This is a genomic window from Pseudomonas sp. LB3P58, from assembly GCF_054897895.1.
Window position 1 is genome coordinate 1678823 of sequence record NZ_JBUBVE010000001.1, and the last position, 15026, is coordinate 1693848.

Genomic DNA, 15026 nt, shown 5'->3' on the forward strand with positions numbered 1-15026 from the left:
TTGAGCACTCGACAGCCGCAGGAGTACGAGTCGGGCAATTTTGACCATAAAATGGACTCCCCCTACTTTTCCCCCCACAAAAACGTCGGCTCTTGATGGACGTTACTGGACTCTCGTAGTGCAGAACTCCGCTGGAGCTCAAGTAAATACTCACTTGGAAAAATCCAGAGTAAAATTTTGGAAGCTTTCAAGAAGTATGAAAAAGGAGATGGGGTGCTAGGGGTCGAGTGTTCGCTCGGCGAAAATACGGCGCGCGCCTGCGCAAAATCGTCCCGCACAGCGGTTCGTCTGCATCCCGCTAGGCCAAAGCGTCGCGCTTGGCGAAGATGCTTGCCATTTGCGCCGCGTTCTCGGTTCCCCAGGTGCACAGCGGGATGATCGCATCAGCCAGACTACGGCCGAGGGGGGTCAGCGTGTAGTCCACGCGCGGGGGCACTTCCTTGTAGTCGGTCCGTGCAAGCACTTGATCGGCTTCCAGATCCTTTAACTGCTGGATCAGCACCTTGTCGCTGACGCCAGGGATCAAACGCTTGAGCTCGCCATAGCGTTTCGGACCGTCGCGCAGGAAAAACAAGACCAGCGGTTTCCACTTGCCCGAGATGATGCGCAGCGTGGCGTTGAGCCCGCAGCCGGTGTCGCAGATTTCAGATTTCGTCGTCATTTTTTGATACTTACCAAAAGGTGCATACTTGTCCTTAGGTTATCAGCGCTGCATCCTCGTCTCAAGCAAGCAATTTCCTGCTTGGGTACAACGCCAACGAAGGATGCACGTCATGACCAGACTGAATGGAAAGACCGCCGTGATCACCGGCGGTGCTACCGGTATCGGCCTCGCCGCAGCGAAGCGCTTCATCGAGGAAGGCGCCTTCGTCTTCATCTTCGGCCGCCGCCAGGAAGCGCTCGACGCCGCCATGGCCGAGCTCGGGCCCAATGCCCGTGCGGTGAAGGGCTCGGTCTCCGATCAGGCCGACCTCGACCGACTCTACGCGGCGGTGAAGGTCGAGCGCGGAACCCTCGACATCGTCTTCGCCAATGCCGGGGCGGGAAGCCCGCTTGCGCTCGGCAAGATCACCGCCGAGCACATTGACGAAACCTTCGAGACCAACGTGAAGGGCTTGATCTTCACGGTCCAGAAGGCGCTGCCGCTGATGGGGCAGGGCGGTTCGATCATCCTGACCGGATCGAGCGCCGGCACCACGGGCGCCCCGGCATTCAGCGTCTACAGCGCAAGCAAGGCGGCAGTGCGCAACCTCGCGCGGACTTGGGCGCAGGACCTGAAGGGCACCGGTATCCGGGTCAACGTGTTGTCGCCCGGGCCGACGGCGACCGAACTCGCGAAGGCAGCGCTAGGCGAGGAAGGCATGAAGGTCTTCGCCTCGATGAATCCGCTCCAGCGCATGGCCGATCCGGCGGAGATCGGAGCGGCAGCCGCGTTTCTCGCGTCGCAGGACAGCAGCTTCATGACCGCCAGTGAGGTCGCCGTCGACGGCGGTCTGGCGCAAATCTGATTCGCTACGCCTGAGCGGTCGCTCCATTCCATCTTCGGAGCCCGCAAGGCGTGGCAAACCAAAGGAGATTTTTATGAGCTACGCAATTATCGGCTTCGGCAAACTCGGCCAGGCGCTTGCCAAGGCGTTTGCCCGCAAAGGCATCGAAGTATCCGTTGCAACCACGCGCGACCCGGAAAGTTTTGCCGCCGATGCGGCCGCGATCGGACCCTCGATCATCCCCCAAAAACTGGTGGAAGCGCTCACGGCGGACATCATCTTTTTGGCTGTCCGTTTTGAGTCGCACCGGGAAGTCGCGAAGGCGCTGCCAACCTGGAAGGGCAAGACCCTCATCGATGTGACCAATGCCTACGGCGTGCCCCCTGAGGAACTGGGAGGACAGCCTTCCTCCAGGGTCGTCGCGCAGGCCTTCACGGGTGCAAGACTGGTCAAGGGCTTCAACCATTTGGTTGCTGCCGTTCTAGACCAGGACCCGGCCGTACAGGGTGGCAGGAGAGTCGTGTTCCTGGCGAGCGACGATGACGGGGCCGCAGCCGAGATTGGTGCGCTGGCGGAAAATCTCGGTTTCTCGCCGATCAAACTGGGCGGGCTTTCGGAAGGTGGACTGCTTGTGCAGGCGCGCGGAAATCGCTGGGGTCAGCTGATCTTTAAGGACTTGGTCAAGTTCGACTGATGGATCAGTGATCGCAAATTTTGATGCGAGGCTGCCTCGTGGAAAAGGGCGGCTTCAGGTCCTCGCTGATAGGCAGGCGGCGTTTGCCGCCTTGTTCATCCCCCGCTCTCAGGAAAGATGCACCCGCCATTGCGGACCAGCGCCTTTACTTCCTCGCTCACCTGCATCGGGTTTTGACTTAATCGAGCCACAAACTCCTCACGGCGCCGCACGTACGACTTCGAATCATGCTTCGCGCTCCAGAGCACAATGTTGATCACAATGGGAATGAGGTCCAGACCCTTCTCTGTCAACGTGTAAAAGTCCTTGCGCCTGTCGTCGGGGCTTGGCGCCTTCGAGAGAACGCCTTGCTTCTCAAGAAAGGCAAGTCGCGAAGCAAGCACATTGGTCGCGATTCCCTCTTCCGATTTCAGGAAATCGCCATACGTCTTCTTTCCAACAAAAACGATGTCGCGAATGATCAAGAGCGACCACCGGTCGCCGAAAATCTCCACGCCGTAGTTCACCGCGCAATGGGATCGAAAGTCTTCTTTAAGAGTTTTTTTCATGGCTGGATCTTAGCATCGCTTGCATGTCGCAAGTAAAACTCAGTAGATCGCTTGCTTTTTGCAAGTGAAGCGCCCAGCATGGATCTCACGTTGGATGAGTTCGCCGGATCGCACCAGCAGCCTTGGAATGATCTACCCCATACCTGCAAGGAAACCGCGCATGAGCACTATCAGCATTATCGGCTCAGGTGACATGGCCGCAGCGATCGGCGGCCTTGCCGCCAAAGCCGGACACCCCGTCGAGGTGATGAGTCGTGACGCCGCCAAGGCGCGGGCGCTGGCCGAGCAGATCGGAGCCGGCGCCACGACAGGAACGTTCGGCGCCGCGCCGGCTGGGGATATTGTCATCCTGGCGGTTCCGTACGCCGCCGTTCTCGACGTGGTGAAGCAATACGGGGAAGCACTGGCTGGCAAGCTTCTTGTCGACATCACCAACCCCGTCGCCCCCGACTTCACAAGCTTTGTGACCCCTCAGGACAGTTTCGGTGCACAGGAGATCGCCAACGTCGCCCCTACCGACGCGGAAGTCGTCAAGGCGTTCAACACCCACTTTTCCCACGTCCTGGCCGCCGGTCCTGTCGAGGGTCACCCGCTGGACGTGTTCATCGCCGGGGACGGCGCGCAAGCGAAGGTACGCGTCTCGGCGTTCATCAAAAGCCTTGGACTGCGCCCGATGGACACTGGGCCGCTGCTTATGGCTCGAACGCTGGAGCACGTCTGCCTGTTGTCGCTGGGCCTCATGACCCACTCGGTCAAAAGCACCCATTTCGCGATCGGCGTCAGCCTTCCCGGCTTAGCGCACGCGCACCAGCACGTCTCGTATCACTCTGCTCAGAAGGGCCAATAACATGCTCGTTTTCGTCACTGGCGGCACCGGCCACGTCGGTTCGTACGTCATCCCCGACCTCATCGCAGCCGGGCACGAGGTCGTCGCTCTGGCAAGGTCAGACGCGTCCGCGTCAGCGGCGTCCGCGCTCGGCGCCAAGGTGCGTCGTGGAGATCTTGCCGACCTCGAAGGGCTCAAGGCGGCGGTCGAGTCCGACGGCGTCATCCACCTCGGATACAGGGCCGAACTGCTTCCGTCCGGCGGGATCGCCGCCTTAGTCGAATCGGAACTCGCGACCGTCCTCGCGTTCGGCGAGGCGCTGGCGGGCACGGATAAGCCACTGGTCGTTGCAGGCAGTATCGGCACGCCCATGAACGTGGGCAGGGCGGCGCCTATCGGCGCACCGGTCAGTCTGGGCCGCCCGGCGACCGAGGATGATCCCGCTCTACCTGGCGGCCCGATCAATTCCGGCACTCTGTTGGCACGCAATATCGTGGAAACCGCTGTCGTGGGCCTCGCCGAGCGAGGTGTTAGATCGTCGGTCGTGCGGATTCCCACTCTCTTACACAGTTCGACCGGTCGCCTGCAGCTGATCATGCTCGCGAAAACAAAGGGTTTCGCCGGCTATCCGGGAGACGGCAAGAACCGGTGGCCCGCCGTGCACGTCCGCGATCTTGCCTCTCTGTTCCGCCTGGCGCTCGAGAAGGGGGCCGCAGGCAAAACCTGGCACGGGATCGGCGACGAGGGAATCCCGTTCCGCGAGATCGCCGAAGCTATAGCCACTCGCCTCGCAATACCCGCCGTGAGTATCCCCGCGGACGAACTGATGCTGCCGGGCTACTTTGGTTTCCTGGCGGCAGTGGCCACGCTGGACCTCCCCGCGTCGAACGCCATCACCCGCCAGGCGCTTGGCTGGAACCCCGTTCAGCCCGGTCTGATCGAGGACCTGGACAACGGCCATTACTTTCCACCGACTGACTTGGGCTGACGGCGGGGCGCTGGATCGCAAATGCGTCCGGCACAGTCCCCTGGCACCTTTTTCCGCACCCCATCACCCACGAGGAGCACGCATATGCACGTTTTTGTTACCGGCGGCACCGGCCATTCCGGTCCGTACATCATCTCTGATCTTATCGCCGCCGGCCATGAGGTCACTGCCCTGGCTCGGTCCGACACGGCCGCGGCGCAGGCTGCTGCGCTCGGCGCCAAGGTACGTCGCGGCAATCTCGAGGATCTCGACGGGCTAAAGGAAGCGGCCGCAGCGTCGGACGGCGTCATTCACCTCGCGCACCGGCAGGACCTGATTCCAACCGGCGGGATCAACGCCGTTGCGGCTGCGGAGCTTGAGATCATGCTCGCCTATGGCGAAGCACTGGCCGGAAGCGCAAAGCCGTTGGTTGTGTCTGGAAGCGTCGGCTCGCCCGGGTGGGAGGGCTTGGGCCGGCCGGCCACCGAGGAGGATCCGCCCCTTCCTGGCGGCGATCCGTACAAGAATACCCTGCGGGTTCGGAACATCGTGGAAACCACGGTGATCGGTCTCGCCGAAAAGGGCATACGGTCTTCTATCGTGCGGATACCTGAGATCATGCACAGCTCCACCGATAACGCCGGCTTCCTTCCGCTGTTGATCGGGCTGGCCAAGGAAAAGGGTGTCGTCGGCTACCCCGGAGACGGTGCCAACCGCTGGGGGGCCGTGCATGCCCGTGACCTCGCCACCGTGTTTCGCCTGGCGCTGGAAAAAGGCGCAGCGGGCAGAAGCTGGCATGCAATCGCCGACGTGGCTGTCCCGTACCGCCAGATCGCCGAAGCCATTGCCAGCCGGTTGAATCTGCCGGCCGTGTCTATTCCCGCGGACGTGCTGATGCTGCCTGGCTACTTCGGGTTCCTTGCGAATCTGGTCACACTGGACACCCCGACATCGAACGCCATCACGCGCCGGGTTCTTGGCTGGGAACCGACCCAGCCCGGACTCTTTGCCGATCTTGATAGCGGTCATTACTTCCCGGCCGACTGATGAGGTGACGGCACACCGCCGGGTCGCACTGCGCCCGGCGGGTGGCCAAGCCGCGACGGCGTAACCCGTCCAGAAAAGCTGGAAAATACCTGATTTCAGAACGGAGACTGCACATGAGCACTATCAGCATTATCGGTTCGGGAGGCATGGCCGCAGCTGTCGGCGGCCGTATCGCCAAGGCCGGACACACCGTCGAGGTGGTCAGCCGCGATCCCGCCAAGGCCCAGGCGCTTGCCGACAAGCTCGCATCCGGAGCGATCACGGGAACTTACGGTGCCACTCCGGCGGGCGAGATCGTCATTCTCGCCGTACCGTACACCAATGCGGTGGCTGTACTGGCCGACTTTGGGAAAGCGCTCGACGGTAAAGTGATCATCGATATCACCAACCCGGTCGCTCCCGATCTCTCGGGCCTCGTTACCCCCCACGGCAGCTCCGGCGCGCAGGAGATCGCCAAGGTCGCCCCGGCCAGCGCGCATGTCGTCAAGGCGTTTAATACCCTCTTCGGCCACGTACTTGCCCAGGATAAACGCCTCGATGCGTTCATCGCAGCGGACGATGCGGACGCCAAGGTGCGCGTCTCGGCCTTCCTCGAGAGTCTCGGGCTGCGTCCGTTGGATGTCGGCGGCCTGCAGATGGCCCAGACGCTCGAGTGGCTCGGTCTAATGATGATCGGCCTGGCTAAAAACGGCGCCGGCACCTGGGACATCGCCATGAATGTCGATATCGGCTGAATCACCGACACCACGTCCTCACCAGCAGGCCCACAACGTGCCCGATGAGATCGGACACGATCCTGGGCAAAGGAAATGGATAGATTTCGATGAGCACACAAGAGAATGTCCAGACTGTGAAGAATTTTTTTGCAGCCATGGGCCGCGGCGATAAGCCGGGTCTGCTGGCGTTGTCTGCCGCAGATATCGAGTGGATCGCCCCCGTGCGGCGCAGGTCATGCGGTCAGCGACTCGAGTTCTTTGATGGTCATTTTGGCCATAAGATGAGTTCCCCCTACTTTTCCCCCCACAAAAACGTCGGCTCTTGATGGACGTTACTGGACTCTCGTAGAGCAGAACACCGCTGGAGCTCAAGTAAATACTCGTTTGGAAAAATCCAGAGTGAAATTTTCGAAGCTTTCAAGAAGTATGCAAAAGGAGATGGGGTGCGAGGGGTCGAGTGTTCGAATCACTCCGTCCCGACCATATTTTTCAGTAACTTAGCCGAACGCTAGCCAGTTCGGCTTTTTTACGCGTAAGGACTTATGCGGGGGATCATCCCGTTTTCCTCCTGAGAATGGTCAGTGCCTGTCCGCGGGAATCCGTGGTCGACGCTTTGTTTGCCGCTTCGATCAGTTGCCCAAGCTCTGCGGTAGAATAATGGCTCGTGATGCTGCCGTTCTTGTGTTCAAGCAATGCTTTGCGATCTTCCTCGGTCACGCATGGGGCCGGAACTGTCACCGGCCACGTTCTTGGTACTGCTGGAAAACCCAAAAGCCCCGGAGAGGATTTGATCTAACCTGGATCAACAGTAAGTGACTGTTTTGGGGAGAATTTTTTGTTTTTGATCTTCCCAGATGAAGCGAAAGTTGATAAATTCCCGCGCATCTTGCAGAGGCCCTTACAGGGCTTATAGCGTAAGGACGCAGCATCTCGATGTTGCTCGCAAGCTGCAAAATCAGGAAGAGAGTGCTGGGCACTCGTAGCAACAGATACAGGGGCGTCGCCAAGCGGTAAGGCAGCAGGTTTTGATCCTGCCATGCGTTGGTTCGAATCCAGCCGCCCCTGCCATTTTCCTTATACTCATTCAGGTATAACTCCGCCGACATGCTCGAAAGCATGCCCGGATGCACCACAGTCAACGTCTGGCCGTTGTCGGAACCCTTCCGTTATTTTCTCACCTGGCTGGTATGGCGCAGAGGTTCTGTGTCGCAGAGCCTGACCGTGAATCGCCCACTCTCGAGCGACCGCGCCATCATTCGTCTCGCGAGCGTTTGCAAGCGGGACCCTATCGACTTTGCCATTTCGGGTGAAGCGCCAGTCGTTCGCAGTCCCGGCGACAGAGTTGAGGACAATGCAGTCGAACGGCGATTCAATGATGATAAATTTCGAGTCGTTAGCAAGATGCATGGGCGAGAAGGGCGCGCCTAATCCTGGGCTCGGACGACGGCAACAGCTTCACCGAGCCTCAGAGCGACACTTGTTCCGGTGGGCGATGTATTCGCACTAACAATTGAAAGACAGAGCTATGCCCTGCAGAAGGGTTACTGAATGCCGAAGAAAAAGCCGGAAAGTAAAGTAGCAGCGACGGCTACTGCTAATGAAATTGAGCACGCCATCCAAGCCTTGAACAGAATGGCTGAACGCCTTTGGGGAGATGGTCGAGAGATCGAGGCGAAAGCCCTCCTTGACGCCTTGGACTCTCTAAACAGGGCACTGGACCGGATCAGGATTGGCGAAAGCCGCAGGGTTGTGACTCTTCATTGAAGACCGCCATGGACGCATTGAAAGGCCTAAAGCAGCCAGAATGTGTATGAGGCAGCAATACCGGCACTTGTTTGGCGTTGTAGCCCCGGAAAAATCGGCGCTCGGTGCTTGTATGAGTTCCGGTTTTTATCCGTAACACTGGCTTAATCAAGCGATGGTGAGATCACGTTTCTTCAGCGTCTTTCACTAGATAGCTAAAGACATTGTTCGAATGTTAATCGCTGTTTTCAAAGACTACACTCCAGCCCATGAAACGCTATCTGCGGTTTTGCATCATCTTCATGATTAGCCTGGCGCTTCCCCTCAGCGGGATGGCGGGTGTTCAGGCACCGACAGAACCTTGCCCAATGAAGACGATGGGCATGGCGATGATGGACGACATGGGGATGGACTGCTGCAACGATATGAAAAGTCCTTCCGAGCACGGCAAACCTTGTAAGCCGGGCCAGGAATGCAAGACAGGCGGCATGCTGCAAGTCTCGATCTTCAAGCCTCCTGTAACCGTATTCAACCCCGTTGTGATTTCCTTCTTCAGCGACTCCCTACCCGTACAGACCCCGTCCGGGGTATGGCGACCGCCTCGCGTTTGATTCCTGTCCCACATTGAGCCTCTTTCCGCATTAGCGGGATGGACTAGCTGCGCGCGTGTCTTTTGCCGCGCGCAGTGGATGATCACAGGAATCGTAAACATGAACTCCAAGTGCTATTGCACAGGTTGGTCACTCGTGGCCGGTCTGGCGGCAAGCGTATTGGCATTGCCGAGCTTCGCTGCCGCCTTGACACTCGATGAAGCGTTGCGGCTGGCCGAAAACAATGCACCGTCGCTGACCGCACAAGACGCCAAAATTCAAGCTGCCAGCAGCGCGGCTATTCCAGCCGGTGAGCTACCTGACCCCAAACTGCTGCTGGGTGTGCAGAACTACCCCATTGGCGGTCCGGATCGCTGGAGCATCGACCATGATTTCATGACCATGCAAATGGTCGGGGTCAGGCAGGAGATGCTCAACAGCGACAAGCGCAAAGCTCGCATTGAAGTCGCCGATGCGGCGGTTGATCGCGCCGCTGCGGAGCGTCGAGTCGAACGTCTGAAGGTACGCCAGTCCACGGCGTTGGCCTGGATCAGTAGCTACTCGGTTGAGCGCAAAGATGCGCTGTTCCAGGACTTCTACAAAGAAAACCGCCTGCTGAGCGATACCGTCCGGGCCCAGATTGCCGGAGGCCGCGCTCAACCCGCCGATGCAGTGACGCCCAAGCAAGAAGCGGCTCAACTGGTGGAGCAACAGGACGATCTGACTCGCCAGCGCACGCAGGCCCGAGCGGCCCTCAAACGCTGGATTGGCTCGGCTGCCAACGACAAGCCTGTGGGCAGCTTGCCTGAATGGCCCGTCGATCCCTCAAGCTACTCTCATAAACTGCAACACCATCCCGAGTTGGCCGCGTTTGCGCCGATGACCCGCGAAGCGCAAGCCAAGGTTCGTGAGGCTGTGTCGGAGAAGCAGTCGGACTGGAGCTGGGAACTGGATTACCAGCGTCGTGGCCGTGAGTTTGGCGATATGGTCAGCGTGCAATTTTCCTGGGACCTGCCGCTGTTTCCTGACTCTCGCCAAAACCCCAAAATCGCAGCCAAACAGGCTGAACTCAGCCAGCTTGAGGCCGAGCGCGAAGCTCTGTCACGCGAGCACACCCAGCAACTGGAAAACGAACTGGCTGACTATGAGCGCCTGAATCGTGCCGTGCGCCGCAACCAGGAAAGTCTGTTACCACTGGCCAAGGAAAAGGTCGAACTCAGCATGGCCAGCTACCGCGCCGGCAAAGGCGATTTAAGCGCCGTTGTTGCCGCCCGACGTGAACTCATCGAAGCCCGTCTCAAACAGATCGATGTGGAAGAGCAGCGAGCACTGACCAGTGCGCGTCTGTATTTTGCTTATGGGGAGACCAGCCAATGATCCTTAAAAAATGGAACGGGGCATTGCTGGTAGGTATCTCGCTGGCATTGGGTGTTGCCGGTGGTTACTGGTTCGCTCACCAGCGCATGAGCGGAGTGCCAGGTACCGCCCCGGAACAGAGCCACAATTCACCGGATGAACGCAAGGCTCTGTATTGGTACGACCCCATGTACCCGCAGCAAAAGTTCGATAAGCCGGGGAAATCCCCCTTCATGGACATGCAACTGGTCCCCCAGTACGCCAGCGGCACAGGGGACCGTGCGAGCGTCAGTATCGATCCAGGTCTGACCCAGAATCTAGGTCTGCGTTTTGCGACTGTCACTCGTGGGATTTTTGAGTCGAGCCTCGATGTGACAGGTGCCTTGACGTTCAACGAACGTGATGTCGCTGTGATTCAGGCACGCACCACTGGCTTTGTGGAGCGGGTCTATGCCCATGCTCCCGGCGATGTACTCAAAGCCAACGCGGCGTTGGCAGATATCCTGGTGCCTGAGTGGGCCGCTGCCCAGACAGAGTTTCTTGCACTGAAGCGCAACGGGGATGCTGACCTGTTGGCTGCGGCTCGCCAGCGACTACGACTCACAGGGATGCCGGCAACACTGATTACTCAGGTAGAGCGTGGCGGTAAGGTTCAGCCCTACCTGACGCTCACCAGCCCCATTGCCGGTGTGCTGCAAGAATTGAACGTACGTGCGGGCATGACCGTGGCGACTGGCGATACGTTGGCACGCGTCAATGGCTTGAGCAGTGTCTGGCTAGCCGTGGCCGTTCCAGAATCGGATGCCGGATCGATCACCGTGGGGCAGGCGGTCGAAGCGCGTCTGCCAGCCCTCCCAGGGACAACGCTCAATGGCAAGGTCAGCGCGATTTTGCCCGAGACCAATCCGGACAGCCGCACCCTTCGTGTGCGGGTGGAACTACCCAATCCGGACGGGCGCCTCAGGCCGGGTTTGACCGCGCAGGTACGCCTGAACCGCTCGACCGAGCAAAGTGTGTTGTGGGTGCCGAGCGAAGCCGTCATTCGCACGGGCCGACGTGCTCTGGTGATGCTCGCCGAAGACGCCGGCCGCTACCGTCCCGTGGTGGTGCAACTCGGGCAGGAAAGCGACGGCAAGACGGCGATAGTGAAAGGTCTGGAAGAAGGCCAGAAAGTGGTTACCTCTGGCCAGTTCCTGCTCGACTCGGAGGCCAGTCTCAAGGGCATCGTTGCAAGCTCGGAGGAAGAGTCACCACCCAGCGCAGCAGCCTCCAGCTTTCATGAAGCGGATGGGCAGATCGTTGAGATCAACGACAAAGAAGTCACGCTCGCCCATGGTCCTTTCAAGACGCTGGGCATGCCTGGTATGACGATGACGTTCCCACTCGCCAACCCGGCGCTGATGCAGGGCTTCAAAACGGGTGACAAGGTTCGGGTTGCGGTGAGTCAGACCGACGATGGCCTGCGTGTTGAGCACCTGGAAAAATCGGGGAGCCAGCCATGATCGCTGCCCTGATTCGTTGGTCAGTGGCCAACCGATTCCTGGTGCTACTGGCGACGCTGTTTGTCACGGCTTGGGGCATTTGGTCGGTGCAGAGCACGCCCATCGATGCGCTGCCAGATCTCTCGGATGTTCAGGTGATCATCCGCACCCCTTTTCCGGGACAAGCGCCGCAGATTGTCGAGAACCAGGTGACCTATCCGTTGGCCACCACCATGCTCTCGGTGCCGGGTGCCAAGACGGTGCGTGGCTATTCCTTCTTCGGTGACAGCTTCGTTTACGTGCTGTTCGAAGACGGCACTGACTTGTACTGGGCTCGCTCGCGGGTGTTGGAGTATCTGAGCCAAATACAAGGTCGGTTGCCGGCCAGCGCGAAGCCGGCGTTGGGACCAGACGCGACGGGCGTGGGCTGGATCTTCCAATACGCGCTGGTGGATCGCAGTGGCGGGCACGATCTGGCGCAGCTACGCGCACTTCAGGACTGGTTCCTCAAGTTCGAACTCAAGACCCTGCCCAACGTTGCGGAAGTGGCCACCGTGGGTGGCATGGTCAAGCAGTACCAGGTGCAGCTTGATCCGCTCAAACTGGCCAGCCTCGGTATTACTCAGGCTGAGGTGACCGAAGCCATCGGCAAGGCCAACCAGGAAACCGGTGGCGCGGTGCTGGAGATGGCAGAGACCGAGTTTATCGTGCGTGCTTCCGGTTACCTGAAGACGCTCAATGACTTCCGTGCGATCCCGCTCAAGCTGGCTTCGGGAGGAGTGCCGGTGACCCTTGGCGATGTAGCCACGATTCAGTTGGGACCGGAAATGCGGCGTGGCATTACTGAACTCGACGGCGAAGGCGAGACCGTCGGCGGCGTGGTGATATTGCGCAGCGGCAAGAATGCGCGCGAGACCATTGCAGCGGTCAAGACCAAGCTCGACGAACTGAAAAGCAGTCTGCCGGCCGGGGTGGAAATCGTCACCACCTACGACCGTAGCAAGCTGATCGACCGCGCCGTGGAAAATCTCAGCCACAAGCTAATCGAAGAGTTCATCGTTGTCGCGTTGGTGTGTGGGATCTTCCTCTGGCACCTGCGCTCATCCCTGGTGGCAATCATCTCCTTGCCGGTGGGGGTGCTGATTGCCTTCATCGTCATGCGTTACCAAGGGATCAACGCCAACATTATGTCCTTGGGCGGGATAGCCATCGCCATCGGCGCCATGGTCGATGCTGCCGTGGTGATGATCGAGAACGCCCACAAGAAGATTGAGGCGTGGCACGCGGCCAATCCGGGGGAAGAACTGAAGGGTGAGCGTCATTGGCACGTGATGACCGAAGCGGCGGCAGAGGTAGGCCCGGCGTTGTTCTTCTGTTTGTTGATCATCACTCTGTCGTTCATTCCGGTGTTCACGCTGGAAGCTCAGGAGGGACGGCTGTTCGGTCCTTTGGCTTTCACCAAGACCTACGCCATGGCCGCAGCGGCGGGATTGTCAGTGACCTTGGTGCCGGTGCTGATGGGCTACTGGATTCGTGGACGAATTCCCAGTGAACATCAGAACCCGTTGAACCGGTGGTTGATTCGGATCTATCAGCCAGCCCTGGACGCAGTCTTGCGTCGACCAAAGATCACGCTGCTGGTGGCGCTATTGGTTTTTGTCAGTGCGCTATGGCCAATGTCGCGCCTGGGGGGTGAGTTTCTCCCCCCGTTGGACGAGGGTGATCTGCTGTATATGCCTTCAGCTCTGCCGGGATTGTCGGCGCAGAAAGCGGCACAACTGCTGCAACAGACTGACCGTTTGATCAAGACCGTGCCTGAAGTCGAACACGTCTTCGGTAAAGCGGGGCGCGCTGAAACCGCCACCGACCCCGCACCGCTGGAGATGTTCGAAACCACGATCCAGTTCAAACCACATGAGCAATGGCGTCCAGGCATGACCCAGGAAAAGTTGGTGGAAGAACTGGATCGAGTGGTACGAGTTCCTGGGCTGACGAATATCTGGATACCACCGATTCGCAACCGTATCGACATGCTGGCTACGGGGATCAAGAGTCCCATCGGAGTGAAAGTTGCCGGCACCAACCTGACGGAGATCGATGCCGCGACTCAGGCGGTTGAGCGAGTGGCCAAGGACGTGCCCGGCGTCAGTTCGGCTCTGGCCGAGCGTCTGACTGGTGGCCGCTATATCGATGTGGATATCGACCGCAAAGCCGCCGCTCGCTACGGACTGAATATCGCCGATGTGCAGTCCATCGTGGCTGGCGCAATCGGCGGTGAAAATGTCGGTGAGACCATTGAAGGGCTCGCACGCTTCCCGATCAACGTGCGTTATCCACGGGAGTGGCGTGACTCGCTCGGCGCCTTGGAGCAATTGCCGATCTATACCCCGTTAGGTAGCCAGATCACCCTCGGCACAGTGGCGAAGGTCAAAGTCACGGACGGTCCGCCGATGCTCAAGAGCGAGAACGCACGACCTTCGGGCTGGGTGTACATCGATGTGCGGGGGAGGGACATTGCGTCGGTGGTCGCTGATCTACGACGGGTCGTCAATGAGCAGGTCAAGTTGCAGCCCGGCATGAGCCTGAGTTACTCAGGGCAGTTCGAGTTTCTCGAAAGGGCCAACGCACGACTCAAACTGGTGGTGCCTGCCACGCTGTTGATCATCTTCGTGTTGCTCTACCTGACTTTTGCTCGCTTCGATGAGGCCTTGCTGATCATGGCCACGCTGCCATTCGCCCTTACTGGCGGGGCATGGTTCCTCTATCTATTGGGATTCAATTTGTCAGTCGCCACCGGGGTCGGCTTTATCGCCTTGGCCGGTGTTTCCGCCGAGTTTGGCGTGATCATGCTGCTCTACCTGAAGAACGCCTGGGCCGAACGTGAAGACCTCGGCGACAGCACTGAGCGCGGTCTGGTTGCGGCGATTCGCGAAGGCGCCGTGCAGCGTGTTCGACCTAAGGCCATGACCGTGGCCGTCATCATTGCTGGCTTGTTACCCATCTTGCTGGGCAGCGGGACCGGCAGTGAGGTGATGAGCCGAATTGCTGCACCCATGGTCGGCGGCATGGTCACTGCCCCCTTGCTTTCCCTGTTTGTCATTCCGGCGGCCTATCGCCTGATGCGTCGCCGCCACCTCTCAGTTGAACCCATCAACCCTCAAGGAAAAGTCGTATGAAACTGACCCTGATTGCAGTTGCCAGCACCGTAGTAGCGTTGTCTTTTTCTGCCATGGCAGAGGACATGCCGGGCATGAAAATGGACGGAATGGAGGGCATGCAGATGAAGCAGGAAACAACGCAGGCTCCAGTCGCCACCGCCGACGGAACGATCAAGGCTATCGATACTACGAAGCATACGGTGACCATCTCTCACGGCGCTGTTCCAGCTGTGCAATGGCCGCCGATGACCATGGCCTTTTCCGTGACGGAAGATCAGCTGACAGGGCTGACGGCAGGAGACCGAGTGTCGTTTTCATTTCGAGTCGAGGGTGGCAGAGCGGCGATTGTTTCAATAAAAAAGTGAGATAGCGGTGGTGGAGGTGACCGGCGCACCATGTCGCGCCGGTCGTTA

General features: G+C 59.3%; 15 protein-coding genes, 1 tRNA gene and 2 pseudogenes. 15 read left to right on the forward strand and 3 right to left on the reverse strand.

Annotated features, from left to right (window positions below; genetic code table 11):
• Positions 1 to 298: 298 nt before the first annotated feature.
• Positions 299 to 661, reverse strand: a complete 363-nt coding sequence (locus ACYZTZ_RS07825) for a winged helix-turn-helix transcriptional regulator (RefSeq protein ID WP_461997723.1) — start codon at positions 659 to 661, stop codon at positions 299 to 301.
• 112 nt (positions 662 to 773) lie between these two features.
• Here ACYZTZ_RS07825 and ACYZTZ_RS07830 point away from each other — a divergent pair, with 112 nt between their 5' ends.
• Positions 774 to 1508: an SDR family NAD(P)-dependent oxidoreductase gene (locus ACYZTZ_RS07830; protein WP_461997724.1), complete on the forward strand. Its 735-nt coding sequence runs from the start codon at positions 774 to 776 to the stop codon at positions 1506 to 1508.
• Between the two features lie 73 nt (positions 1509 to 1581).
• A complete protein-coding gene (locus ACYZTZ_RS07835; protein ID WP_461997725.1) occupies positions 1582 to 2181 on the forward strand; it encodes an NADPH-dependent F420 reductase in 600 nt (199 codons plus the stop codon).
• A gap of 95 nt (positions 2182 to 2276) precedes the next feature.
• Here ACYZTZ_RS07835 and ACYZTZ_RS07840 read toward each other — a convergent pair whose 3' ends face one another.
• On the reverse strand, positions 2277 to 2729 hold the full coding sequence (locus ACYZTZ_RS07840) for a winged helix-turn-helix transcriptional regulator (RefSeq protein ID WP_461997726.1): 453 nt from the start codon (positions 2727 to 2729) through the stop codon (positions 2277 to 2279).
• Positions 2730 to 2889: 160 nt separating this feature from the next.
• Here ACYZTZ_RS07840 and ACYZTZ_RS07845 point away from each other — a divergent pair, with 160 nt between their 5' ends.
• The 5 genes from ACYZTZ_RS07845 to ACYZTZ_RS07865 all read left to right on the forward strand — a co-directional run bounded on the left by ACYZTZ_RS07845 (position 2890) and on the right by ACYZTZ_RS07865 (position 6611).
• Positions 2890 to 3576: an NADPH-dependent F420 reductase gene (locus tag ACYZTZ_RS07845; RefSeq protein WP_461997727.1), complete on the forward strand. Its 687-nt coding sequence runs from the start codon at positions 2890 to 2892 to the stop codon at positions 3574 to 3576.
• A gap of 1 nt (position 3577) precedes the next feature.
• Positions 3578 to 4543: an SDR family oxidoreductase gene (locus ACYZTZ_RS07850; protein ID WP_461997728.1), complete on the forward strand. Its 966-nt coding sequence runs from the start codon at positions 3578 to 3580 to the stop codon at positions 4541 to 4543.
• A gap of 84 nt (positions 4544 to 4627) precedes the next feature.
• Entirely contained in the window at positions 4628 to 5569 is a 942-nt protein-coding gene (locus ACYZTZ_RS07855; RefSeq protein WP_461997729.1) for an SDR family oxidoreductase, read from the forward strand.
• Between the two features lie 113 nt (positions 5570 to 5682).
• A complete protein-coding gene (locus ACYZTZ_RS07860) occupies positions 5683 to 6303 on the forward strand; it encodes an NADPH-dependent F420 reductase (protein WP_056744519.1) in 621 nt (206 codons plus the stop codon).
• Positions 6304 to 6392: 89 nt separating this feature from the next.
• On the forward strand, positions 6393 to 6611 hold the full coding sequence (locus ACYZTZ_RS07865; RefSeq protein WP_461997730.1) for a nuclear transport factor 2 family protein: 219 nt from the start codon (positions 6393 to 6395) through the stop codon (positions 6609 to 6611).
• A gap of 226 nt (positions 6612 to 6837) precedes the next feature.
• Here ACYZTZ_RS07865 and ACYZTZ_RS07870 read toward each other — a convergent pair.
• Positions 6838 to 7002, reverse strand: a pseudogene (locus ACYZTZ_RS07870) (tyrosine-type recombinase/integrase); the annotation flags it as partial.
• A gap of 276 nt (positions 7003 to 7278) precedes the next feature.
• Here ACYZTZ_RS07870 and ACYZTZ_RS07875 point away from each other — a divergent pair.
• From ACYZTZ_RS07875 to ACYZTZ_RS07910, 8 genes and pseudogenes are all read left to right on the forward strand, one after another.
• Positions 7279 to 7353, forward strand: a tRNA-Gln gene (locus tag ACYZTZ_RS07875).
• A 36-nt stretch (positions 7354 to 7389) separates the two neighbouring features.
• Positions 7390 to 7539: pseudogene (locus ACYZTZ_RS07880) on the forward strand (LysR family transcriptional regulator); the annotation flags it as partial.
• Positions 7540 to 7833: 294 nt separating this feature from the next.
• A complete protein-coding gene (locus ACYZTZ_RS07885) occupies positions 7834 to 8049 on the forward strand; it encodes a hypothetical protein (protein ID WP_033053546.1) in 216 nt (71 codons plus the stop codon).
• Positions 8050 to 8297: 248 nt separating this feature from the next.
• On the forward strand, positions 8298 to 8639 hold the full coding sequence (locus ACYZTZ_RS07890; RefSeq protein WP_461997731.1) for a hypothetical protein: 342 nt from the start codon (positions 8298 to 8300) through the stop codon (positions 8637 to 8639).
• A gap of 99 nt (positions 8640 to 8738) precedes the next feature.
• Positions 8739 to 9995: a TolC family protein gene (locus ACYZTZ_RS07895; protein ID WP_461997732.1), complete on the forward strand. Its 1257-nt coding sequence runs from the start codon at positions 8739 to 8741 to the stop codon at positions 9993 to 9995.
• Positions 9992 to 11476: an efflux RND transporter periplasmic adaptor subunit gene (locus ACYZTZ_RS07900; protein ID WP_461997733.1), complete on the forward strand. Its 1485-nt coding sequence runs from the start codon at positions 9992 to 9994 to the stop codon at positions 11474 to 11476. The genes ACYZTZ_RS07895 and ACYZTZ_RS07900 overlap by 4 nt, the downstream gene beginning before the upstream one ends.
• Positions 11473 to 14631 carry an efflux RND transporter permease subunit gene (locus ACYZTZ_RS07905; RefSeq protein WP_461997734.1) on the forward strand — a complete coding sequence of 1053 codons (3159 nt, stop codon included), beginning with the start codon at positions 11473 to 11475 and terminating at the stop codon, positions 14629 to 14631. The genes ACYZTZ_RS07900 and ACYZTZ_RS07905 overlap by 4 nt, the downstream gene beginning before the upstream one ends.
• Positions 14628 to 14978: a copper-binding protein gene (locus tag ACYZTZ_RS07910; RefSeq protein WP_461997735.1), complete on the forward strand. Its 351-nt coding sequence runs from the start codon at positions 14628 to 14630 to the stop codon at positions 14976 to 14978. Before ACYZTZ_RS07905 ends, ACYZTZ_RS07910 begins: the two co-directional genes overlap by 4 nt.
• Positions 14979 to 15026: the final 48 nt, after the last annotated feature.